General features: G+C 53.6%; 16 protein-coding genes. 7 read left to right on the forward strand and 9 right to left on the reverse strand.

What is annotated here, in order from left to right:
* Positions 1 to 12: 12 nt before the first annotated feature.
* From SPM24T3_RS12380 to SPM24T3_RS12410, 7 genes are all read right to left on the reverse strand, one after another.
* Positions 13 to 3,141, reverse strand: a complete 3,129-nt coding sequence (locus tag SPM24T3_RS12380) for a multidrug efflux RND transporter permease subunit (protein WP_009637099.1) — start codon at positions 3,139 to 3,141, stop codon at positions 13 to 15.
* Positions 3,138 to 6,392 (reverse strand): efflux RND transporter permease subunit, encoded by a 3,255-nt coding sequence (locus SPM24T3_RS12385; protein WP_009637100.1) that lies wholly within the window; start codon positions 6,390 to 6,392, stop codon positions 3,138 to 3,140. The genes SPM24T3_RS12380 and SPM24T3_RS12385 overlap by 4 nt, the downstream gene beginning before the upstream one ends.
* On the reverse strand, positions 6,389 to 7,687 hold the full coding sequence (locus SPM24T3_RS12390) for an MdtA/MuxA family multidrug efflux RND transporter periplasmic adaptor subunit (protein WP_009637101.1): 1,299 nt from the start codon (positions 7,685 to 7,687) through the stop codon (positions 6,389 to 6,391). The genes SPM24T3_RS12385 and SPM24T3_RS12390 overlap by 4 nt, the downstream gene beginning before the upstream one ends.
* Positions 7,688 to 7,942: 255 nt before the next feature.
* Positions 7,943 to 8,707: an SDR family NAD(P)-dependent oxidoreductase gene (locus SPM24T3_RS12395; RefSeq protein WP_009637102.1), complete on the reverse strand. Its 765-nt coding sequence runs from the start codon at positions 8,705 to 8,707 to the stop codon at positions 7,943 to 7,945.
* Positions 8,691 to 9,785 carry a ketopantoate reductase family protein gene (locus SPM24T3_RS12400; protein WP_009637103.1) on the reverse strand — a complete coding sequence of 365 codons (1,095 nt, stop codon included), beginning with the start codon at positions 9,783 to 9,785 and terminating at the stop codon, positions 8,691 to 8,693. Before SPM24T3_RS12400 ends, SPM24T3_RS12395 begins: the two co-directional genes overlap by 17 nt.
* A gap of 53 nt (positions 9,786 to 9,838) precedes the next feature.
* The gene (locus tag SPM24T3_RS12405) at positions 9,839 to 10,534 is read right to left on the reverse strand and encodes a creatininase family protein (RefSeq protein ID WP_009637104.1); all 696 of its coding nucleotides are present in this window, start codon (positions 10,532 to 10,534) and stop codon (positions 9,839 to 9,841) included.
* On the reverse strand, positions 10,521 to 11,516 hold the full coding sequence (locus SPM24T3_RS12410; RefSeq protein WP_009637105.1) for a GntR family transcriptional regulator: 996 nt from the start codon (positions 11,514 to 11,516) through the stop codon (positions 10,521 to 10,523). The genes SPM24T3_RS12405 and SPM24T3_RS12410 overlap by 14 nt, the downstream gene beginning before the upstream one ends.
* A 295-nt stretch (positions 11,517 to 11,811) precedes the next feature.
* On the opposite strand from SPM24T3_RS12410, the gene SPM24T3_RS12415 reads away from it, so the two are divergent.
* The 7 genes from SPM24T3_RS12415 to SPM24T3_RS12445 all read left to right on the forward strand — a co-directional run bounded on the left by SPM24T3_RS12415 (position 11,812) and on the right by SPM24T3_RS12445 (position 19,034).
* A complete protein-coding gene (locus tag SPM24T3_RS12415; protein ID WP_009637106.1) occupies positions 11,812 to 13,404 on the forward strand; it encodes an ABC transporter substrate-binding protein in 1,593 nt (530 codons plus the stop codon).
* Between the two features lie 80 nt (positions 13,405 to 13,484).
* Positions 13,485 to 14,423 carry an ABC transporter permease gene (locus SPM24T3_RS12420; protein WP_009637107.1) on the forward strand — a complete coding sequence of 313 codons (939 nt, stop codon included), beginning with the start codon at positions 13,485 to 13,487 and terminating at the stop codon, positions 14,421 to 14,423.
* On the forward strand, positions 14,420 to 15,271 hold the full coding sequence (locus tag SPM24T3_RS12425; RefSeq protein ID WP_009637109.1) for an ABC transporter permease: 852 nt from the start codon (positions 14,420 to 14,422) through the stop codon (positions 15,269 to 15,271). The genes SPM24T3_RS12420 and SPM24T3_RS12425 overlap by 4 nt, the downstream gene beginning before the upstream one ends.
* 55 nt (positions 15,272 to 15,326) lie before the next feature.
* Positions 15,327 to 16,376 carry an ABC transporter ATP-binding protein gene (locus SPM24T3_RS12430; RefSeq protein WP_009637110.1) on the forward strand — a complete coding sequence of 350 codons (1,050 nt, stop codon included), beginning with the start codon at positions 15,327 to 15,329 and terminating at the stop codon, positions 16,374 to 16,376.
* A gap of 1 nt (position 16,377) precedes the next feature.
* Complete coding sequence (locus SPM24T3_RS12435; protein WP_009637111.1) at positions 16,378 to 17,388, forward strand: ABC transporter ATP-binding protein; 1,011 nt, start codon at positions 16,378 to 16,380, stop codon at positions 17,386 to 17,388.
* A 190-nt stretch (positions 17,389 to 17,578) separates the two neighbouring features.
* Positions 17,579 to 18,391 (forward strand): gamma-glutamyl-gamma-aminobutyrate hydrolase family protein, encoded by an 813-nt coding sequence (locus tag SPM24T3_RS12440; protein WP_009637112.1) that lies wholly within the window; start codon positions 17,579 to 17,581, stop codon positions 18,389 to 18,391.
* Between the two features lie 43 nt (positions 18,392 to 18,434).
* Positions 18,435 to 19,034 (forward strand): M15 family metallopeptidase, encoded by a 600-nt coding sequence (locus SPM24T3_RS12445; RefSeq protein WP_009637113.1) that lies wholly within the window; start codon positions 18,435 to 18,437, stop codon positions 19,032 to 19,034.
* A 7-nt stretch (positions 19,035 to 19,041) separates the two neighbouring features.
* Here SPM24T3_RS12445 and SPM24T3_RS12450 read toward each other — a convergent pair whose 3' ends face one another.
* Both SPM24T3_RS12450 and SPM24T3_RS12455 read right to left on the reverse strand, forming a co-directional pair.
* Positions 19,042 to 19,863, reverse strand: a complete 822-nt coding sequence (locus SPM24T3_RS12450) for a CPBP family intramembrane glutamic endopeptidase (RefSeq protein ID WP_009637114.1) — start codon at positions 19,861 to 19,863, stop codon at positions 19,042 to 19,044.
* A 69-nt stretch (positions 19,864 to 19,932) separates the two neighbouring features.
* Positions 19,933 to 20,964, reverse strand: coding sequence for an ABC transporter substrate-binding protein (locus SPM24T3_RS12455; protein WP_009637115.1), 1,032 nt, complete (start codon positions 20,962 to 20,964; stop codon positions 19,933 to 19,935).
* Between the last annotated feature and the right edge of the window lie 2 nt (positions 20,965 to 20,966).

Raw genomic sequence — 20,966 nt, forward strand, 5'->3', positions numbered from 1 at the left:
CTTTATTAAAAATCATTTCGAATGGCCTTCAGATCCGGCTGGCGTAGGGTGCGGACGAATACGCGCCCATAAACGCCTGGTCGCACGGCTGCTTCTGTCCATATAGAGATAGACAACGGGTGTGGTAAACAGCGTCAGTATCTGGCTCATTGCCAGGCCACCGGCAATGGCCAGTCCCAGCGGGCTTCGCAGGTCAGCATCGCCGCCGCTGCCCAGTGCCAAAGGTAATGCACCGAAAAATGCGGCCAGCGTGGTCATCATGATCGGACGAAAACGCATCAGGCAGGCCTGAACTATCGCCTGCTGCGGCGTTAAACCTAGCCTGCGTTCGGCATCGAGCGCAAAGTCGATCATCATAATGGCGTTTTTCTTCACGATACCGATCAGTAGCAAAATACCGATCAGCGCAATCACCGTTAGCTGCGTATTGGTTATCAGCATCAGCAACAATGCCCCCAATCCCGCCGATGGCAGCGTTGAGAGGATGGTCAGCGGATGAATATAACTTTCATACAGCATGCCCAGCACGATATAAACCGCAGCCAGCGCCGCCAGAATCAGCCACGGCATTTGCTGCGCCAGCGCCTGAAACGCCTGCGCAGTGCCTGCATAACCTGCCTGAATCGTATCCGGCAGCCCAATTTTAGCCATCTCGGTTTTTACCGCCGCCTGCCCCTGCTCAATGGAAACACCATCGGCCAGGTTAAAGGAAACCGTGGTGGTTGCCGACTGCCCCTGATGCGCCACCGACAGCGGTGCGTTGGCGCTGCTGAAAGTCGTAAATGCCGACAGCGGCACCTGAGTGCCGGAGCTGGTCACCACATACATTTGCTTAAGCACATCAGGGTCGTTGGTGAAGTCCGGCGTCAGATACATCACAACGTGATACTGGTTCAGCGTTTTATAAATAGTGGCAACCTGGCGCTGCGAGAACGCGTTATTGAGCAGCGCATCAATGGTTTTAACGTTCACTCCGAGCTGCGTCGCTTTGTCGCGGTCAATATTCAGCATCACTTCCTGGCCGCCGGTCTGAGAGTCAGAATCGACCCCGGTCAGTTCCGGCAAAGTGCTTAGCGCCGCTTTGACTTTCGGTCCCCACTCGCGCAGCAGCCCGAGATCGTCGGCCTGAAGACTGTATTGATACTCAGAATTGGAGCTACGGCCCCCGACCCGCAAATCTTGTGCCGCCATCAGGAACAGCTGCGAACCCGGAAGCTTGGCGGTTTCCATCATGATGCGGTTGGCAACCTGATTGGCTGTAGATTTACGCTGGCTGAAATCTTTCAACCTGACGAAGAACAACGCAGTATTGCGCGATCCAAAACCGCCGTTGCCCGCCGAGCTTAATACAGCCGAAACGTCAGGATCGTGCTGGATAATCTTGGCATAGTTGATCATCTGCGGCTGAATAGACTGGAATGAAGTGTTCTGGTCGGCGCGCAACATGCCCATTAACATGCCAGTATCCTGCTCGGGGAAAAACCCCTTTTCGACCACGGTATAAAGATAAAAATTCAGCACCACGGTGAGCAGTAAAACCAGCATGGTCAGTGGCTGATGGCGCATTACCCAATTCAGCCCGTTGGAGTAGGCCTTCAGCAGGTTATTCAGCCAGCGTTCAATAAGGCGATAAATATGCGGCTGGCGTTTTTCTACCGGCGGTTTGCGCTTCAGGAAACGGGCGCACAGCATGGGCGTCAGGGTTAACGACACCACCATCGAAATCACCAGCGACAGCGACAGCGTGACCGCAAACTCGCGGAACAGGCGGCCAACAATACTGCCCATCAGCAAGATAGGAATAAACACTGCAATCAGCGACAGCGTCATCGCCAGCACGGTAAACCCGACCTCCCCGGCACCGCGAATAGCCGCCCTGACCGGACTCAGCCCTTCTTCTATATGTCGGGTAATATTCTCGAGCACTACGATGGCGTCATCGACCACAAAACCCGTCGCGATGATAAGCGCCATCAGCGACAGGTTATCCAGGCTATAGCCCAGTAAATACATGATAGAACAGGTACCGATCAGCGAAACCGGCAATGCCAGAGCCGGGATCAATACTGCCCGGCCATTGCGCAGGAATACAAACACCACTGCAATAACCAGCAGAGTAGCTTCCAGCAGCGTGGTTTCCGTGTCGCGCAGAGATTCGGAGACAGTCGGTGAACGGTCCAGCGCCATATTGAGTTTAACGTCGCCCGGCAGCTCTTTTTCCATCACCGGCAATGCGGCTTTAATCGAGTTGATGGTGTCGAGCATGTTAGCCCCGGCCTGGCGCGTCACCGCAATCATTACCGCTGGCGTGCCGTTGTAATAACCGACATTGTATTTGTCTTCAACCGAATCATAGACGTTGGCAATATCGCCCAGGCGAATCGCGTTACCGTTTTTATAGGCCACAATCAGCTTGCGATACTGCGCTGCGGTGCTTTGCTGACCGTTACCCTCGACCATCCACGATTGATCGTTGCCCTGCAATACCCCCTTCGGCAGATTGGTGGTGCTGTCGGCGACAGCGGTGCGAATGGTGTCGAGTGAGATGCCAAAAGAGCTTATCAACTGCGGGCGCAGGTCGATTCGCACGCCCGGCAACGCACTACCGGTCAGTGAGACTTGCCCCACGCCGTTGACCTGCGCGATTTTCTGCTGCAACTGGCTCGAAGCGATATCATAAAGCTGCCCGTTGCTGCGCGTTGAAGAAGTCAGCGCCAACATGACGATCGGCGCATCTGCCGGGTTGGCTTTACGGTAGGTCGGCAGCGAAGGCATGCTGCTCGGCAACAGCGAGCGAGAGGCGTTGATCGCCGCCTGCACATCTCGCGCCGCGCCGTTGATATCGCGGTCGAGATCAAACTGCAACACGATGCGCGTGGAGCCTTGCGAACTGGATGAGGTCATTTCACTGACCCCTGAAATGGTGCCCATCGCCCTTTCCAGCGGCGTAGCTACCGTGGCCGCCATGGTCTCCGGACTCGCGCCCGGCAAGCTGGCGGTGACCATGATAGTCGGAAAATCCACCTGTGGCAGCGGAGCCACCGGCAGCAGGTTATAGCCCAGCAACCCCAGCAAAACAATTGCCGAGGTGAGCAGCAGCGTAGCTACCGGTCGAAAAATAAAGAAGCGGGAAATATTCATTCCTGTTCCTGTACTTTACGGCGAGCCGGACGCCAGCGGGTGGCCAGTCGGTCAAACATCAAATAGATTACCGGCGTCGAGAACAGCGTCAGAACCTGACTAAAGATAAGGCCGCCGACGATGACCAAGCCCAGCGGCTGGCGCAGTTCTGCACCACTGCCGCTGGCCAGCATCAACGGCAGTGCGCCGATCAGTGCAGCCATAGTTGTCATCAGGATGGGGCGAAATCGCAGCAGACAGGCCTGATGAATGGCATCTCGCGGCGACATATGGTGCTTCTGCTCCGCCTCCAGCGCAAAGTCGATCATCATGATGGCATTCTTCTTGACGATACCAATCAGCAGTATCACCCCGATTAGCGCAATCAAACTGAACTCTGTGCCGCTGAACAGCAGAGAAAGCAGCGCACCCACCGCGGCTGACGGCAGCGTAGACAGAATAGTCACCGGATGGATAAAGCTCTCGTAAAGGATGCCCAGAACCACATACATTGTCAGTAAAGCCGCCAGAATCAACCACAGCGTATTGCCGGTGGCGCTCTCAAACGAGGCCGCAGAACCCTGATATCGCAGAGTAATACTGTCTGGCAGAGCTATCTCCTGAGTGGTTTTCTTAATCGCCTGCTGCGCCTGTTCAATCGAGTAGCCATCATTAAGGTTAAATGAAACCGTGACCGCTGGCAGCTGATTAAGACGCGCCTGCAACAGCGCACCAGTGCGCATGTGAATAGTAGCGATAGACGTCAGCTTGATCATTCCGGTCGTCGAACTGTTGGACGTAGACGATGAGCTATTGCTGTCGGTACTTGTCGAGCTACTGCTGCCAGTCGTTGAACTGGTACTGCTGCTGGAACTGGAATTTGAGTTCGTCGAATTACTGCTGGTCGAACTGCTGGTGCTGGTACTGCTTGAGTTATTGCTGTTGCTGGTCGCCAGATAGATATCATCGAAAGAGGCCGGCGATTGCTGGTACTGCGGCGCAACTTCAAGCACCACGCGATACTGGTTGGACTGAGTAAAGATAGTTGAAACCAGACGCTGGCCAAAGGCGTTATACAGCGCCGTATCGACATCAGAAGCGGTAATCCCATAGCGCGATGCAGCATCACGGTTGAGTTCAACATAGGCCACTTGCCCCTGATCTTGCAGGTTGCTGACTACGCTGTTGAACTCCGGCTCATGACTAAGTTTGTCGAGCAGCTTGGGCGTCCATGAAACCAGATTGGCGCTATCAGTGTCATCAAGGGTAAATTGATACTGGCTCGGAGTGACCTGATCATCAACGGTCAAATCCTGCGAGGCCTGCATATATAACTCAATACCCGGCACAGAAGACGTTTCCTGCTTTAGACGGGCAATCACCGCTGGGGCGCGATCGTCACGCAAATTGATGGCTTTGAGGTTTATCTGAAAACGCCCGCTGTTGAGGCTGGTGTTATTGCCATCGACACCAATGGTCGAGGCCACACTTTCAACGTCTTTATCCTTGAGAATTGCCGCGGCCAGCGCCTGCTGACGGCGACCCATCTCACTGAAGGACACGTCCTGCGAGGCCATGGTAATACCTTGGATCATGCCGGTGTCCTGCGATGGGAAAAAACCTTTCGGCACAATCACGTACAGCAGCCCGGTAAATACCAGCGTTGCCAGCGCCACCAGCAGTGTCAAACGCTGATGGTTAAGCACCACCGTCAACATGCGGTCGTAACCAGCGATCAGTTTGTCAAACACCTGACCGCCCTTGCGATAAAACTTGCTCTGTTTCTCTTCGGGAATGTGCCGCAAAAGGTAGGCACAAAGCATGGGCGTCAGAGTCAGCGAGACCAGCATCGACACGACGATCGACACCGCCAGCGTAATCGCAAACTCGCGGAACAGACGACCCACCACGTCCCCCATAAACAGCAGCGGGATCAGCACGGCAATCAGCGAGAAAGTCAGTGAAATGATAGTGAAACCGATTTGCTGCGAGCCTTTCAGCGCCGCCTCCATCGGACTTTCTCCGTCCTCGAGGCGGCGAGAGATGTTCTCGACCACGACGATGGCATCATCAATGACAAAACCGGTGGCGATAGTCAGCGCCATCAGTGACAGGTTATTCAGACTGAAACCGCACAGGTACATGACGCCAAAAGTGCCCACCAGCGACAGCGGCACCGCCACGCTTGGAATAAGCGTCGCAGCAATGTTGCGCAGGAACAGGAAGGTCACCATCACTACCAGCGCAATCGACAGCAGCAGCTCGAACTGAACGTCGCTGATTGAGGCGCGGATGGTTTGAGTACGGTCAGAAAGAATGGTGACTTTGATTGAATCCGGCAGCGAGGCCTGCAGTTTTGGCAACTGAGTCTTGATGTCGTCAACCACGGAAATCACGTTGGCACCGGGCTGGCGCTGCACGTTGATAATGATTGCCGGTTTATTGTTGGCCCAGGCAGAAAGATATTCGTTCTCCGGTGCTTCGCTCAGAGTCGCGATATCTTTCAGGCGCAACGCGGCACCGTTGCTGTAGGTCACAATAAGATTGCCGTACTCGTCGGCGGTACGCAGCTGATCGTTGGCATCAATAGTGATGGAATGGTGTTTGCCATCGAAACCACCCTTGGAGCCGTTGACGTTGCTGTTGCCGATAAGCGTATTAATGTCTTGCAGCGTCAGGTTGTGTGCGGCAAGAGCGCGGGGATTCACTTGCACACGTACCGCAGGCTGATGCCCACCGGCCAGCGTCACCAAGCCTACGCCCGAGATCTGCGACAGCTTGAGCGCCACGCGGGTGTTCACCAGATCCTGTACTTTAGTCAGCGGCAACGAGTCAGAGGTCACTGCCAGCGTAATTACCGCGCTGTCGGCCGGGTTAACTTTTTTATAGGTCGGCGGATTGGGCAAATCGCTGGGTAGAAGGCTGTTGGCGGCGTTAATGGCCGCCTGAACTTCCTGCTCGGCTACGTCCAGCGACAAGTCGAGAGAAAACTTCAGTGTAATAATCGATGAACCGGTGGAGCTGGTGGAATACATCTGGCTCAGACCAGACATCTGCCCAAGCTGGCGCTCAAGGGGAGCCGTAACGCCGGAGGCCATCACATCCGGGCTTGCACCTGGATAAAGCGTGGTCACCTGAATAGTCGGATAATCTACCTGCGGCAGCGCCGAGGTGGACAGCATGTTGTAGGCAAAAATGCCCGACAGCAGCACCGCCACCATCAACAAGATGGTGGCTACCGGCCTTTGGATAAAGAGGCGTGATGGATTCATTTAGTCCCGCTGTCTTTGCCGGTGGTGGCTTTATCTACGCCGGTTTTATCAGGCTGTGCGGTGCCTGTCGCCGCGGCTGCCGCACTCGCCGCAGTCACGACTTGAACTTTGGTGCCGTCGTTCAGTCTGTCGATACCGGTAGTCACCACCCGATCGCCCGGCTTGACGCCAGACAACACGGCAATCTGATCGTCGCCATAGTTTGGACCCGCTTTGACAGCGGTACGGGTCACGCTGCCATCGGTCTTGATGACATAAACAAAGTCGCCGTCGGAGCTTAGCTGTAAGGCAGCAGATGGAATAACGGTAGTGTTTTCGAGCGTTCCAACCTGCAAGCGCGCATTGACAAACTGATTCGGATACAGCGCATCATCGTTGTTGTCGAACACCGCTTTAAGCTTGACGCTGCCGGTACTGGTGTCGATTTCATTGCTCATAAACTGTAGCTTGCCTTGCGCCAGAACCTTGTCGCCGTCCTGATCAAATGCCGTCGTAGGCAGAGTTTGCCCGCCACGCAAAGCTTTAAGGATGGTTTGCAGGTTGCTTTGCGGCACGCTAAAGGTCACTGCGATCGGTTGAGTCTGGGTAATAGTGACTATGCCAGTAGTTGAACCGCTGCTGACAATATTGCCCGGATCCACTAGGCGCAGGCCAACATGGCCGCTGATTGGCGCGGTAATACGGGCATAAATTAGATTTAGCCTGGCAGCATCAATTTGAGCCTGATCGGCTTTGACTGCGCCACTGTACTGACCAGCTGTGGCAATCTGGCTTTCCAGATCCTGACGCGCCAGAGAGTCCTGAGCATAAAGTTTACGATAACGCGCCAAAGTCAGCTGAGCGCTTTTCTCAAGTGCCTGATTCTGCGCCAAATCGCCCTGATACTGTTCCAGCGTGGCCTGATAGCTGCGCGGATCAATCTGTGCCAGCAACTGCCCGGCTTCAACTTTCTGCCCTTCGGTGAAAAATACCTTCATTAACTGGCCATCGACGCGGCTGGTCACCGTCACCGAAGCATTAGGGATTACCGTACCCAAAGCGCGCAGATACACTGGCACGTTAGCCTGTTCTGCAACTCCAGCCTGCACCGGCGTTGGCCCCCCCGCTCCTGCCATACCGCGCATGCCACCGCGCATCCCGTGCTGGCGATGATCGTTACCACCCGGCGCACCATCGGATGTGCTTGCACTCTTGTGAAAAAAGAAAAACCAGGCCAAGACCGCCAATACGATCACAGCAATGATAAACCACAAAGTTTTGCGGCTTTTGGAACGAGGTGAGGCAGTTGGCAGCATAAATTTCTTAAGTTCGCACGAGTGATGGGAAGAAAACAGCTGAAAAGGGTCGTTCAACCGAAAGGCCCATTATCCAGAATTTACCGGTAGACTGTTTTTAGGGCAACGTAAAGATTACGTAAGCAAGTATGACAAAACAAGTCACTAAGAGTGATAATTTACACAACAATATAAAGGATAAGGTTTTGTGATTATAGAGGTTATTGCGAAGACTATAAGGGGAAAGGCTCTCAGTTTAGAGAGCCGCAATAATTGTTATTTTCCGCCATCCACGGAGAGGATCTGGCCGCTGACCCAGTTGGCCCAGTCGGAAGCAAAGTACAGCACTGCGTGGGCGATATCTTCAGCGGTTCCAAGGCGCTTGAGAGCAACATTTTGCACATGCCGCCGCTGCCCTTCTTCGCCCATCGCTTCCCACTGCCTTTCGGTAGAAGGATTGCTGCGCACAAACCCCGGCGCGACATTGTTGACTGTAATATTCCACGGCCCCAGCTCGTGAGCAAGCTGCCGAGTCAGGCCAATCTGCCCGGCCTTGGCACTGGCGTAGGCCTGAATGCCAGTCAAACTAACCCCCAACCCTGCTCCGCTGGAAATATTAATGATACGGCCGAATTTGCGCTGCTTCATTCCACTCACCGCAGCCTGTGACATCAAAAACGCGCCGTTAAGATTCACCGCCACGATGGCCTGCCACTGGGCAAAAGTCACCTCTTCCACCGGCTGGCCCTGCTGCCCGACCACGCCACCCGCATTGTTGACCAGCGTATCGACACTCAAGCCCTGCTCTTGCAGCGCAGCAAACAGCGCGTTTACCGCAGCGGGATCGCTGATATCCGCCTCGACAGCGAGGCAACGTTCGCCAGCCAGCGCAGCGGTCTCCTCCACCAATCCTTTCTGGATATCGCAGGCAATCACCTGCGCACCGCGCTCGGCAAAAGCCAGACAAATTGCACGACCAAAACCTTGCGCCGCGCCGGTCACCAACACCGTGCGCTGCGAGTAATCAAAAGGATTTTGCATAGGGACTTCCAGCCTCGTTAATTTCAAGCAGCGCCAACGTTTCCAGGGTCTGCGGCAATTCACCGCGCTCAACCAAGTGAATCAGGTTAACTAACCGCGTGGTCAAAGGCATCGGCAGATTGAATCCGATACCAATATCAATAGCGGGGGCTATCTGCGCGTCGATCTCGGTCTGGCGCTTGCGAACCGCCAAATCACGCCAAATTCCCGAGTGGGATTTGGCCGAGCGACGATTGTGAGCCACCATGTCGTCAAACGATTGCGAGGTGTGCTCCTTCGTGGCATCCGGCAGAAAAGCCGAGGGGTCAAAGCCATCAAAGCCCTGCAAAACAATACTCTGCGCGTGCGCGACAGCACCTAATTCACGCGCCAGCGCGGTGAGCACCGGTCTGAATTTTGGCATTGCCAGCACGTCGGCGATGCTGTCATCGGTGAGCGCAGTGGCAAACAGCAGCGCGCCGTAGATCATCTTGGCCCACAGAAATCCCCAGATATTCGGGGTCAGGATTGCCGATGAATCAAAGTTAAGCAGCAGGCTGTAAAGTTCTTCGGTACGCGGGCGAGTAATGCCATCCAGTTCGCCGAGCACGACAGCGCCACGGCCGCCATGATGAATCACGCCCGGCTCAATGAAATCGGCTCCGAAATTAAGGAATGCCCCGACCGTGCGCTCGACGCCAATGACATCGGCAATGACTCGCTCGTTAAGGCCGTTCTGCATTGAAACAACATAGCCTTCCGGGGCTAACAGAGGCGCTATCTGGTGAATTGCGTCAGGGGTATGATGAGATTTGACCGCCAGCAGCACGCAGTTATAAAAACCTTCAAGCTGTTGGGGCAGATAGGCCTGAGCCTGAACCTTTCGCTCTCCGAGCGGGCCGGTAATACGCAGGCCGTGCAAATTGATCGCCTCGACATGTTCGGCGACATTATCAACAAAAATAACCGAGCGGCCGGATTCAATAAGCGATGCGCCTATTGCGCCGCCGATGGCGCCTGCGCCCCAAATCACGATGGGCGACAGCGCCTGCGGCTGATAGGGATACATATCTTCTTCAACCAGAGTGGCTACTGACATCAGTTCTACCTCCGAGTTAAAAATCTTCGAAACAGCGGTAGCATCGTTGCGGATTAAAGCGCGTCAATAATCTCGCGCGTTTCCGCCAGAGCGATTTCCCAGATTGCCAGCATCTCCTGGTCGGGACGCTGATAATATCCGCCGTAGTTGCCGTCCCCGAGATAGGCCCGCGCCCTTGTCGGGTCGAGTTTGCGCAGCGCCGTCAAATCTACCATCGGTTTCTGTTGCTGCGGCTGAGTTATCCCCGCCAACCGTGTCCACGGGAAATTTTCCATCCACGAGGCGTGCGAAGCCACCGAATCGATAGAAAGCACTTTTTCCAGCGTTTTAGGCGCATTCCACCAGTTATGCAGCTGCACCGTCAGGCCGGGATTATTGACCATCCACTCGCTGATAATGTTCTGCGCCGGTGAGTTACCGCCGTGGCCGTTCACAAATAATACGCGGCGAAATCCCTGACGTTTCAGGTTGTTGAGAATGTCGTTGAGCAGAGCCACATAGGTGTTCATGCTCAGGCTGATGGTGCCGGGATAATCGCTAAACGCGGGTGTCATGCCAAAAGGCATAACCGGGAAGACAGGTATACCATAAGGCTCTGCGGCCTCGGATGCTACCCTTTCTGCCAGAATCGAGTCTACGGAAAGGCTCAGGTACGCGTGCTGCTCAGTACTGCCCAGCGGCACAATCGCACGATCGTCGGTGGCAAGATAGTTCTCCAGCTGTTGCCAATTCATCTCACTGATTTTCATTAAGGTCCCCGGTGTTGGACGCTTGAAAAATACCCTGTTGCAGCAGCGGTACGACCACCCGCTGAATTTCCCCTGCATCAGGAACATGCCTGTATTCAAAAGAAATTTGCCCCTCACGAAGCTGTGAGATGAGATCCTGAGCGCCTGTTGCGTAAACCAGCGCATCGGTCTCTTTGATAAGCTCGGCAAGTTGCGGATCATTGCGATGAACCACAGTGACCAAAGTAACGTGCGGTGCAAAACGCTCGACACCGTGAGTCATCAACGAGGTAAATTCCGGGAAAATCGACACCACTAACGTTTTGGTCAACGGCTCCAGTGAAGCCAGCGAGCGACGCGTTGATTCAGAAGGAATAAAGCTGATATTCAACAACGGCTGTCCGGGCATCAACTGACTGACTTCACGCCGACGATGGGCAAATGTCAGCAGTAAATCGGCGTGACCTACCCGTTGACGCAGCAATTCATCATTTTTCAGACTGGTTAACGTGGTAGCTTCAACCTCGGCAATTTCACCCAGCGTTTCGGCGATACAATTGGCGTAATCGCGCGCCGCATCAATAAAATTACCAATAAGAATGACCGTTTTCTTTCTTAACTGACGCTGCCTTTCGCTGAAGCGGTTACTTACTAACGCGCCCAAGTCGGTGGCGTTGTAACCCATTAAAATTCCGCAGTTTATCAAGGCATCAAGATGCTGATGCAGCTCGCTCAAATGCGCACCGGATGAACCCAGCAACGCCGAAGCATCAGCAATAAAAGTTCCTGCGCCGGGTTTGCTGTAAACCAGCTCTGCCGCTTTTAATTCACGATAAACATGCGCGACGGTCATTGGCGCAACCCCGAGCAGATCGGCCATTTCCCTGACCGAAGGTAGCTGCTCGCCGGGCTTCAAAGCGCCAAAAGTGATTGCATATTCAATGGTTCCGCGCAGCTGTGCGCCCAACGGAATCGAAGAGGTACGGTCGAGGTGGAATTCCATAGCCTGCCTTGGTAACTGTACTGGTCTGATAATACAATAATGCTGTTTTTTACATCAATGCAAGCCGTTATCATAAAAAAACGCGCAAATTATCTCCATACTCAACCCTCACCCACTTTGTTGCATTTTTTTTGCACGAATTATTGACAATCCGTGACCAATGCTTCAAATATCGTATTAGTTAACTAGAACACAATCCTCAACAGCATTTTTACAGGTTTCGCCTTGGCAGTTTAGAAGGCAAAAATATTTTTCCTGACGAGCACTTTATTCTGATGAACAGAGGGGCATGGTAATGAAAGTTAAGACAAAATTGACCTTGTTAGCCTTACTCGCAACCGGCGCGTTCAGCACGCTGTCCGCGCATGCCGCCGAGGTAGTACAGCGCGGTGGCACACTGGTCTATGGCCGTTACGCCGACAGTAATTTCCTTGAGCCAGTCCTGAACGAAAGCAATAACGATATCTGGATCCTCTCGAACCTCTACGACACGCTGCTACTGCCAACCGATGACGGTAAAGGGATTAAACCGGGCCTCGCCACCGCGTGGAAACTGTCTGACGATGGCAAAAGCCTGACCATCACCCTGCGTCCAGATACCAAATTCTCGGACGGTACGCCAATTACTGCGCAAGATGTGAAATGGTCGCTGGAACGTGCCGCCAAACCAGGCAACGGCGTATGGCAGTTTCTGGTCAGCGCAATCGATAACGTAAGCATCAGCGATCCACATACCGTGGTGGTGCATCTTTCTCATCCAGACCCGGCGATCCTCAGCGCGTTAACCGTATTTAACACCGCGATCATGCCGGAGAAACAGTTCGAAGCTGAGCCCGGCGCGACCGATCACGACAAGGCCGCGGCGTTCGCCGAACATCCAGTAGGTTCAGGGCCGTTTATCCTCAAATCCTGGCAGCATAACTCCACCATGACGCTGGTGCGCAACCCTTATTACTGGGCGAAAGGTGCGGACGGCAAGGCGCTGCCATACCTTGACAGCATCAAGTTTGAAATTGTGCCCGATGACGCCACGCGTATTCTTAAACTCCAGTCCGGCGAGCTGGACGGTGCGGAATTTATCCCTTACTCACGGGTAAAGGAGTTGCAGGGCAATGCTTCGCTTAACATGAAACTGTTCCCATCGACCCGCGTAGAAGTCGGCAGTGTTAACGCTCGCCCTGAAATCGACGGCAAACCGAACCCGCTGGCCAATCCCAAGGTTCGCGAGGCTCTGAACTATGCGACTGATAAAGATGGCATTATTCAGCTGGTCACTTTTGGAATCGGCAAACCGATGACCTCGTTTATGTCGACCTCGACACCGCTTAACTCCGGCACTAAACCGTTGTATCCGGTTGACGTCGAAAAAGCGCAGGCGTTGATGAAAGAGGCCGGTTACCCCAACGGTTTTACCACCAGCATGAATATTTTGGCGGGTAACGAAGACAGCCTGAGCATTGCCACCGGCTTACAGCAAATGTGGTCACAGATTGGCGTTAAACTCACGATCAATCAGATGGATAACGCTACGCTGAACGCCAACTTCCGCAAAGGCAACTTCAGTACACGTATTGGCCCCTGGACCGATGACATCGCCGATCCCAACGAAATCACGTCCTATTACGCCTATTCGAAAAATATTCAGGCACTGCATTCAGGCTGGAAAAGCGACAAGTTAGATCAGCTGTTCGAGGCCTCGCAGAAAGAGACTGATCCAGCCAAACGTAAGGAAGAGTACAAAGAAATTCAGGACATTTATAACAGCACCGGCCCAACGATTCCGCTGTATGAAAGCTCCTATCCCGTTGCGTTGAAAAAAGACGTACAGGGATTTGTGCAGATCCCGCTCGGGAATAATATCTTCACCTCAACCTGGCTGAAGAAGTGATCAAACACGATTAAAACCCACGACTTAAGGCTGTAATTAATTAAATTGCAGCCTTGAGTATCAAGGTTTGAGGTCATCCCTTGACTGAATTTTCATATATTTTAAAACGCATACTGTTAATCATCCCCACGCTGCTGGTGATTTTGGTGGTGACCTTTACCATCGTGCGCCTGCTGCCGGGCGACCCGGCGAGTGCAATGATTGGCGATCGTGCGACCGACGCCGACGTGGCGCGAATCAATAAAGAATTGGGTCTGGACCAGCCCTTACCGGTGCAGTTCCTGTATTTTGTGCGTCAGGTTGCGACGGGGAATCTGGGCAACTCTTACGCCATGCACGCGCCGGTCACCTCAGTGATTGCCGAACGTTTACCGGTCACTTTGCTGCTGACCGGCATGGCGGCGTTGTTCGCGATCGTTATGGCGATCCCGCTGGCCTTTGTCTCGGCGTTAAAACGCAACAGCGCTACCGATATCACCATTCGCGGCGCGTCGCAGGTCACGCTATCGATGCCCTCCTTCTACATCGGACTGGTTTTACTGACTATTTTCGCCGCCCAGTTGCACTGGTTTCCGGTAGGTGGCTACGGCGACAGTTTTGGACAACGCGTTTATCACCTGTTTTTACCGGCTTTAACGCTGGCAGTGAGCATCACTTCGGTACTGATTGGCAGCCTGCGAAACTCGATTATCGCCGTGCTCGACGCTGAATACGTCACTTTTGCACGCGCCAAAGGCCTGAGTACGCGAGTGATTCTGATGCGCCACGTATTGCGTAATTCACTGATCCCGATGCTCAGCCTGTTTGCCTTGAATATCGGCACCACGATTGGCAGCGCGGTTATCACCGAAACCGTATTCGCCGTACCGGGCATTGCCCGCCTGATGGTCGACAGCATTTTCAGCCGTGATTATCCGATGATTCAGGGGCTGGTTATCGTGCTTTCGGTGCTGGTTTCACTAATTTTCCTGATAACCGACATTGTGCAGGTGATGATTGACCCAAGGAGAGCAAGATGAGCGAGCTTATTGTCCAGCGTTCGATCACCCGTAAATGGCGCAAACATCTGCCGTGGTCATCGGTTTTGGGCTGCGTAATCCTGGCGTTTAGCTTGCTGACCGCCTTTTTCCCGCATTTAATCGCAACCGCCAATCCGTTGAAATTTGACTATCGTGCAATCCTTAAAGGACCGAGCCTGCAACACTTTTTCGGCACCGATAACTTTGGTCGCGATATCTTTTCGCGGGTGATTTATGCCTATCAAATCGACCTGCAGATTGCCTTTTTCACCACTCTGTTCCCGATGGTGTTCGGCACCTTGGTTGGCCTGCTAGTAGGATATTGTGGCGGGATAGCCGAAACGCTTTTCCAGCGCATCGTCGATGCAGTAGTGACATTTCCGCTGCTGGTGCTGGTCATCGCCATCGTGGCTATTCTCGGCCCCGGCCTGAACAGCATGTATATCGCCGTTGGCATCATTTACTGGGTGTTCTACGCACGTTTGATAGCTGGCGAGGTCAGCATTCAAAAGCGCCTCGAATACGTTGCGGCCGGTAAAGTCATGGGCTACAGCCCGCTGCGTATCATCTTTCGACACGTGCTGCCCAACGTGATTACTACCACGCTGGTGTACTGGATGACCGATATGGCGCTGGCAATCCTGCTGGGTTCCAGCCTGGGTTATCTCGGCCTCGGCGCGCAGCCGCCAACGGCAGAATGGGGCGTGCTGATTGCTTCCGGGAAAAATTTCATGGATACCGCCTGGTGGCTCACTATTTTCCCCGGCATCGCGATTGTGTTGACCGGTTTGGGATTCAGTCTGTTTGGCGATCTGTTGTCAGACTGGCCTCGTCCGGGCAGCCGATAGCCCGGCAGCAACAAGGAACCGACCTTAAGCCGTTAGCAAATGATGAGAGCAAACTATGCCCAGCCAAACGCGCGAACAGAATATTGATACCGAAAATTTGCTCGATGTGAGCCAACTCAACACCCAAATTCACACCTCGCGCGGCAGCCTGCGCGCGATTCAAGACGTTAGCTTCAGCCTCAAGCCGGGTGAAATTCTCGGCTTGGTGGGCGAATCCGGCTCGGGAAAAAGCGTCACTTTGCGTTCTTTGCTGCGCCTGATGCCGCCAAGTGCAGAAATTTCCGGCTCGGTAAAATGGCAGGGTCGGGAGATCTCGACCATGAAACCCGCCGAGTTGCAGTCGATCCGCGGCGGCGAGATAGCAATGATCTTTCAGGAGCCCATGATTGCCCTCAATCCGGTGCTTACCGTGTGGCGGCAAATCGAAGAAAGCCTGCACGCGCACACCGACTTGAACCGCAAGCAACGGCGTTTGCGGGCTATCGAACTGCTGAATCAGGTTGGGATCCCCGCTCCGGAAAAGCGCCTTGATGACTATCCGCATCAGTTTTCCGGCGGTATGCGCCAGCGAGTCATGATTGCGATTGCGTTGGCGGGCAACCCTCGCCTGCTGCTAGCCGATGAACCGACAACCGCGCTGGACGTCACCATCCAGGAGCAAATCCTCAAGCTGTTATTCAGCCTGCGTGACCAGCTTGGCATGGGCATTATCTTTGTTACTCACGACCTTGGGGTGGTTGCCCAGCTATGCGATCGCGTGGCGGTGATGTATGCCGGGCGTATCGTCGAAACCGCGCCGGTCGAGGAGATCTTCAGCCGACCTCGCCATCCTTATACTCAGGGATTGATGGCTTCTGTCCCGCAAAGTGGCGGCGAGCGAAAACCGCTGTTGTCGATTGAAGGAACGCCACCTTCACTGCTCGACCTGCCGTCGGGGTGCAGTTTTAATCCGCGCTGCCGCTATAAAACCGAGGTTTGCCTGCGCGAGGTGCCGATGCTGGAAGTGATTAACGCTGCTCATCAGGTGGCCTGTCATCATCACGCCGACCTCAAGGACAGTTTAGCGACGACACAATCCCCGCAACCTTCGCTGGAGGAGCTTTAAGATGAGCGCAATCGTAGGCGATAAACAGGCCAAACCCGGAATGCCGATCGTCAGCGTTGAAGAGGCGATGGTGCACTTTCCTGTCACTCATTCGATTATGGACAAGATTCAGGGCAAGCCCCGCCAGTTCGTTCAAGCATTAAACGGCGTGCGCCTTGAGCTGATGCGCGGCGAAACGCTGGGCGTGGTTGGCGAGTCCGGCTGTGGAAAATCTACCCTTGCTCGCACTATGGTTGGTCTGCTGCAAACCAGTGAAGGCAAAATTTATTTCAACGGCAAAGACATTTCTACCCTGCGTGGTAAAGATCGCCGCAGTTTTAATCGCCAGGTACAGATGATTTTTCAGGACCCCTACAGCTCGCTGAACCCGCGAATGACCGTAGGCCAGATGCTGACCGAGGCGTTGTCCGTTCACAAAATGTGTGCCAAAAAAGACATTCCGGCGCGTATTCGAGAGCTGATGGAGCTGGTGCGCCTGCCGATAGATGCTATTGATAAACTGCCCCACGAGTTTTCCGGCGGTCAGCGCCAGCGTATTGGTATTAGTCGCGCGCTGGCGGTCGAGCCGAAAGTGCTGATTGCCGACGAGCTGGTTTCTGCGCTGGACGTCTCGGTACAGGCCCAGGTAGTGAACCTGCTGCTGGATTTGCAACAAAAATTGAGCCTCACCGTGCTGTTTGTAGCCCACGATTTACGGCTGGTGCGGCATATTTCTCACCGCGTGGCCGTGATGTATCTCGGTGAAGTGGTTGAAGTGGGCGATACCGAGACGCTATTTCAAACGCCGCTACATCCTTATACACAGGCGCTTTTACGCGCGGCTCCGACTATGGATCCACGCGACAGAGGAAAAAATGTCAGTCTGACCGGCGAGCTGCCTAGCCCGCTTTCGCCACCTTCTGGTTGCCGTTTCCATACTCGCTGCCCTTATGTCACCGACCGCTGCCGTAAGGAAAGACCTATTCTGCTCATTAAACCCGGCGGCCAACGGGTAGCCTGTCATCTGGTTTAAAAACCCGTTATCAGATCAATAGTTCAAAGGGCGAACCAAACGGTTTGCCTTTTTTTGTTTAAATTGAAGAATAATTAATATTGACCTCCGAGTTGCCCTTGATATCTTAAGGTATTGAATATTTTCTCAGCACCCAAGCGATCCCTGCGAGACATGCCGGTGCGATTTTAAAAAGGCAAAGCGAGTCACTATGAGCATTAATCCTCATTCCAAGCCCGTTATCGGCGTAACGTTGGATAGTGAAGAAGCAGGTGGATACGCAGATTATCCGTGGTACGCATTGCGCCAGAACTATATGGCCAGCCTGGCCGAACTTGGTGCCGTGCCTTTGGCCTTGCCGCATCACGCGGAGCTGTCTGACGAATTTTTGTCATTGTGTGACGGCATTATTATCACCGGAGGCGCGTTCGACGTCTCTCCCGAGCTGTTCAACGAGCAGCAAGTCAGCGATCAAATCCGACTCAAACCCGCTCGTACCGAGTTTGAAAAAGCGATTGTGCAAGGCGCAATGCTGCGAGATATGCCGTTACTGGGTATTTGCGGTGGCGAACAGCTGTTGGCAGTGTTGACCGGCGGCAGCCTGATTCAGCATATTCCAGATGCTTTACCGGATGCGCTGGAGCACAGCACAACGGTTGATACCGAGAATGCGGGCGGAAAGAAGCGCGCTCGTCATCAGGTTGAAATCCTCGACGGCACTAAGCTTAGCCGGTTAGTCAGCGCTCGCCATTATGAGGTTAATAGCTCCCATCATCAGGCAGTTAAAACCTTGGGTAAAAATTGCCGCGTCAATGCTATTTCTCCAGACGGCGTAATCGAAGGCGTTGAATGCGATGACTATTACTTTTGTCTCGGCGTGCAGTGGCATCCGGAATATTTACAACACGAGCATGACCGAGAGTTACTGAAAGCCTTTGTTGATGCTGCCGATGACTATAAAAATGCGCGCCGTTCATCGGGCAAGGCGATGGCTAAGGCGATGAGTCAGTCGCACGGGCAATAATTCGTTATGACTGCAATCGCAACTCAACTATGACCATTAAACTATGACCCTTAAAACATCGACCACTAAAACATCGACCCAGCCTGAGGCTGACCTTGAAATAGCTATTGAAAATCAGGCGCAGATAGTTGATTGGCTTGGAAAACTGGGCATTCGCAGCGAAGTGATTGCTCACCGCACTTTGCCGTTTTTCCCGCAGGTCGATGAAAAGTCGCTGGTGACTGCACAAACCAATGCCGACGGTAAAGCGTTTCTGTTAACTCTGGAAGCGGCGTCTGCCTGGTGGAAAATGTGCGAAAGCGCCAAAGTTGATGGTATTGAGCTGTATCTGGTCTCGGCCTTTCGCAGCGTCGAGTATCAGATGAACCTGATAAAAATTAAACAGCAGCTGGGCATAGCTCCTGAAGAATTTTTCACCTACCTCGCCCCTCCAGGCTGTAGCGAGCACCATACCGGCTGCGCGATTGACATTAATACTCCCGATTGCGACGAGGTCAGCGGCGTGTTTGGCGACACTCCAGCCTTCGAATGGCTTCGTGATAACGCCTTCCGCTTCGGCTTTAAAATGTCGTTCCCATTAAATAACCCGTGGGGATTTATCTACGAGCCGTGGCACTGGTGCTGGCATCCCGCCGCTGATTAAATCTGATTTACGAGTTGAGATAATAAGGATAGGTAAACAGCAGCAGCTGGCAGAGGTTCAGCGCGAAATGGAACAGGGTTGAGGTCCACAGACGGCCGCTCCACATCCATGCCAAACCGTAGATAACCCCAGCCAAGGCGGCAAACACCATCAGCATTACGCCTCCGGCAATATGTGCCAATCCAAACACTAATGCCGTGACAAACAGCGCGGGAATAGGCCCTAACCAACCTGCCAGACGCTGTTGCAAATAACCACGAAATAGCGCCTCTTCCGCCAGCGAGACAAAAAACAGGTTTGCCAGTACGAAACTTCCCAACCATTCAGGAAAATGCGCTTCGATCCGCAATCCACCAAGACCTACCGCAATCAGCAACAGGGCCGGAACGCTCAATATCAACAGTAGCCAGGCCCAGCGAGCAGGACGATAGACTGAGGGTCGATAAAAAAGAGTGGGAAGCGCCATTAGCAGAATGAACGGGATGATCGCTTTGTCGAAGTTGAACCACATCGAAAATGGCGCACTTTGCTGACCGACTTTAACGGCATCGATTATTTTGGGGTTATTAAAGCCCGGGAAAATATGCACGAACAGCCCTATCGCGCTGGCAAGCAGCAGAACCTCGCCTGCGGGCTTTAAGCCGCGCCAGAAGCCGTCTCCGGCTTTAACGATCAGACAGATTAAGCCGATGCCGGCAATCGCCAGCAGTCCACTAAAATCAATAACTTTATCTATCATGCCCCAGCCGAGGGCTATCAACATCAAACAAACGGCGGTTCCACGATGCAACCGCAGCATCGCTAATGAACCCGCTAATATCCACCACATAATCAGAAGCTCCCTGCTTTCCATTGGCCTTCACAGCCTTTTGCGGAGGCCAATATACAGGATTTTCGCTTACGATTTTGACTCGGGTGGCAATGCGTTGAGGATCCGTTTCGCCTGGCTCGCCGTCAGAGGATAATTAAAGAAGCGACGATAAAAATCCTCTGTTGCAGAAACAATATTCAAATCAGGGAAAAGTTCAGGATGTAATTTCTGCGCAGCCCACTGGATTTGCAACGCGGCTTCGGTGCCGTAACGGTCCCAAGGGAACACGCCTGACGGATTTTGCCACACCTTGTGCTGCTGCACCGCTTTCAACGATTGGAACAGCTTGCCATAGTCCGAGTTGTCCAGTGTTCCTGCCCCGGCGCCGATGATAATCACGTCGGGTTTCCACGCCAACACCTGCTCCGGCGACACCTCTTTCATATTGCCTTTCACTTCGCTGGCGACGTTAATGCCACCGGCCAGGCGGATCCAGGTATCAATCAGCGTATCGCTGCCGTCAATTTTCAAAGGATGCAGCGACTCGATGTGCAGCACGCGCGGTTTTTGTGCCTCGGTCAGCTTGCTGGTTTTCGCCTGAATTGCAGCAATCTGCTGATCGAGATATTGATTATACAGGCGAGCCTGTTTCTCGGCCTGCGGCGTTCCCAGCACCGCAGCAGTGGTCAGCATCGCGTGTTTCATTGACGGAAAATCGTCGAATTGCACCTCGACGGTCGGCAGCTGTGCCTGACGATACGCCGCAACGTCGCCGTTGCCTTTCGAGGCAAAAACTACTTCGGTTTTATCCGCCAGCAGCGTTTCGCTGTTAAAAGTCACGCCGCGCACGCTTAACGCCTTGTTGAGCGAAGGCTGAATTAGAAACATCCAGGGTCTATCTTGGGCATGATTAACCGTGGCGATGATTTTATCTCCGGCTCCCAGCGTCATCAGCAGTGAATGATGCGCATACCACGCGTCGGCAATGCGATTGACGTGGTCGGGCAACGTTATCTTTGTTCCCGAATCATCAACAACCTGCCGCGCAGCCAGCGCGGCGTGCAAAGGTGTGAGTAATAGCGTTGCGGTCAACACCAGCGCCTTGGTTTTAATACTCATAA

Origin of the sequence: Serratia sp. M24T3 (genome assembly GCF_000257645.1) — a bacterium.
Taxonomy (GTDB): domain Bacteria; phylum Pseudomonadota; class Gammaproteobacteria; order Enterobacterales; family Enterobacteriaceae; genus Rouxiella.

Bases quoted from the DNA above. Each gene is read 5' to 3' on its own strand.
- SPM24T3_RS12380 (WP_009637099.1), bottom strand. From the start codon at position 3,141: ATGAATATTTCCCGCTTCTTTATTTTTCGACCGGTAGCTACGCTGCTG.
- SPM24T3_RS12385 (WP_009637100.1), bottom strand. From the start codon at position 6,392: ATGAATCCATCACGCCTCTTTATCCAAAGGCCGGTAGCCACCATCTTG.
- SPM24T3_RS12390 (WP_009637101.1), bottom strand. From the start codon at position 7,687: ATGCTGCCAACTGCCTCACCTCGTTCCAAAAGCCGCAAAACTTTGTGG.
- SPM24T3_RS12395 (WP_009637102.1), bottom strand. From the start codon at position 8,707: ATGCAAAATCCTTTTGATTACTCGCAGCGCACGGTGTTGGTGACCGGC.
- SPM24T3_RS12400 (WP_009637103.1), bottom strand. From the start codon at position 9,785: ATGTCAGTAGCCACTCTGGTTGAAGAAGATATGTATCCCTATCAGCCG.
- SPM24T3_RS12405 (WP_009637104.1), bottom strand. From the start codon at position 10,534: ATGAAAATCAGTGAGATGAATTGGCAACAGCTGGAGAACTATCTTGCC.
- SPM24T3_RS12410 (WP_009637105.1), bottom strand. From the start codon at position 11,516: ATGGAATTCCACCTCGACCGTACCTCTTCGATTCCGTTGGGCGCACAG.
- SPM24T3_RS12415 (WP_009637106.1), top strand. From the start codon at position 11,812: ATGAAAGTTAAGACAAAATTGACCTTGTTAGCCTTACTCGCAACCGGC.
- SPM24T3_RS12425 (WP_009637109.1), top strand. From the start codon at position 14,420: ATGAGCGAGCTTATTGTCCAGCGTTCGATCACCCGTAAATGGCGCAAA.
- SPM24T3_RS12430 (WP_009637110.1), top strand. From the start codon at position 15,327: ATGCCCAGCCAAACGCGCGAACAGAATATTGATACCGAAAATTTGCTC.
- SPM24T3_RS12435 (WP_009637111.1), top strand. From the start codon at position 16,378: ATGAGCGCAATCGTAGGCGATAAACAGGCCAAACCCGGAATGCCGATC.
- SPM24T3_RS12440 (WP_009637112.1), top strand. From the start codon at position 17,579: ATGAGCATTAATCCTCATTCCAAGCCCGTTATCGGCGTAACGTTGGAT.
- SPM24T3_RS12445 (WP_009637113.1), top strand. From the start codon at position 18,435: ATGACCCTTAAAACATCGACCACTAAAACATCGACCCAGCCTGAGGCT.
- SPM24T3_RS12450 (WP_009637114.1), bottom strand. From the start codon at position 19,863: ATGTGGTGGATATTAGCGGGTTCATTAGCGATGCTGCGGTTGCATCGT.
- SPM24T3_RS12455 (WP_009637115.1), bottom strand. From the start codon at position 20,964: ATGAGTATTAAAACCAAGGCGCTGGTGTTGACCGCAACGCTATTACTC.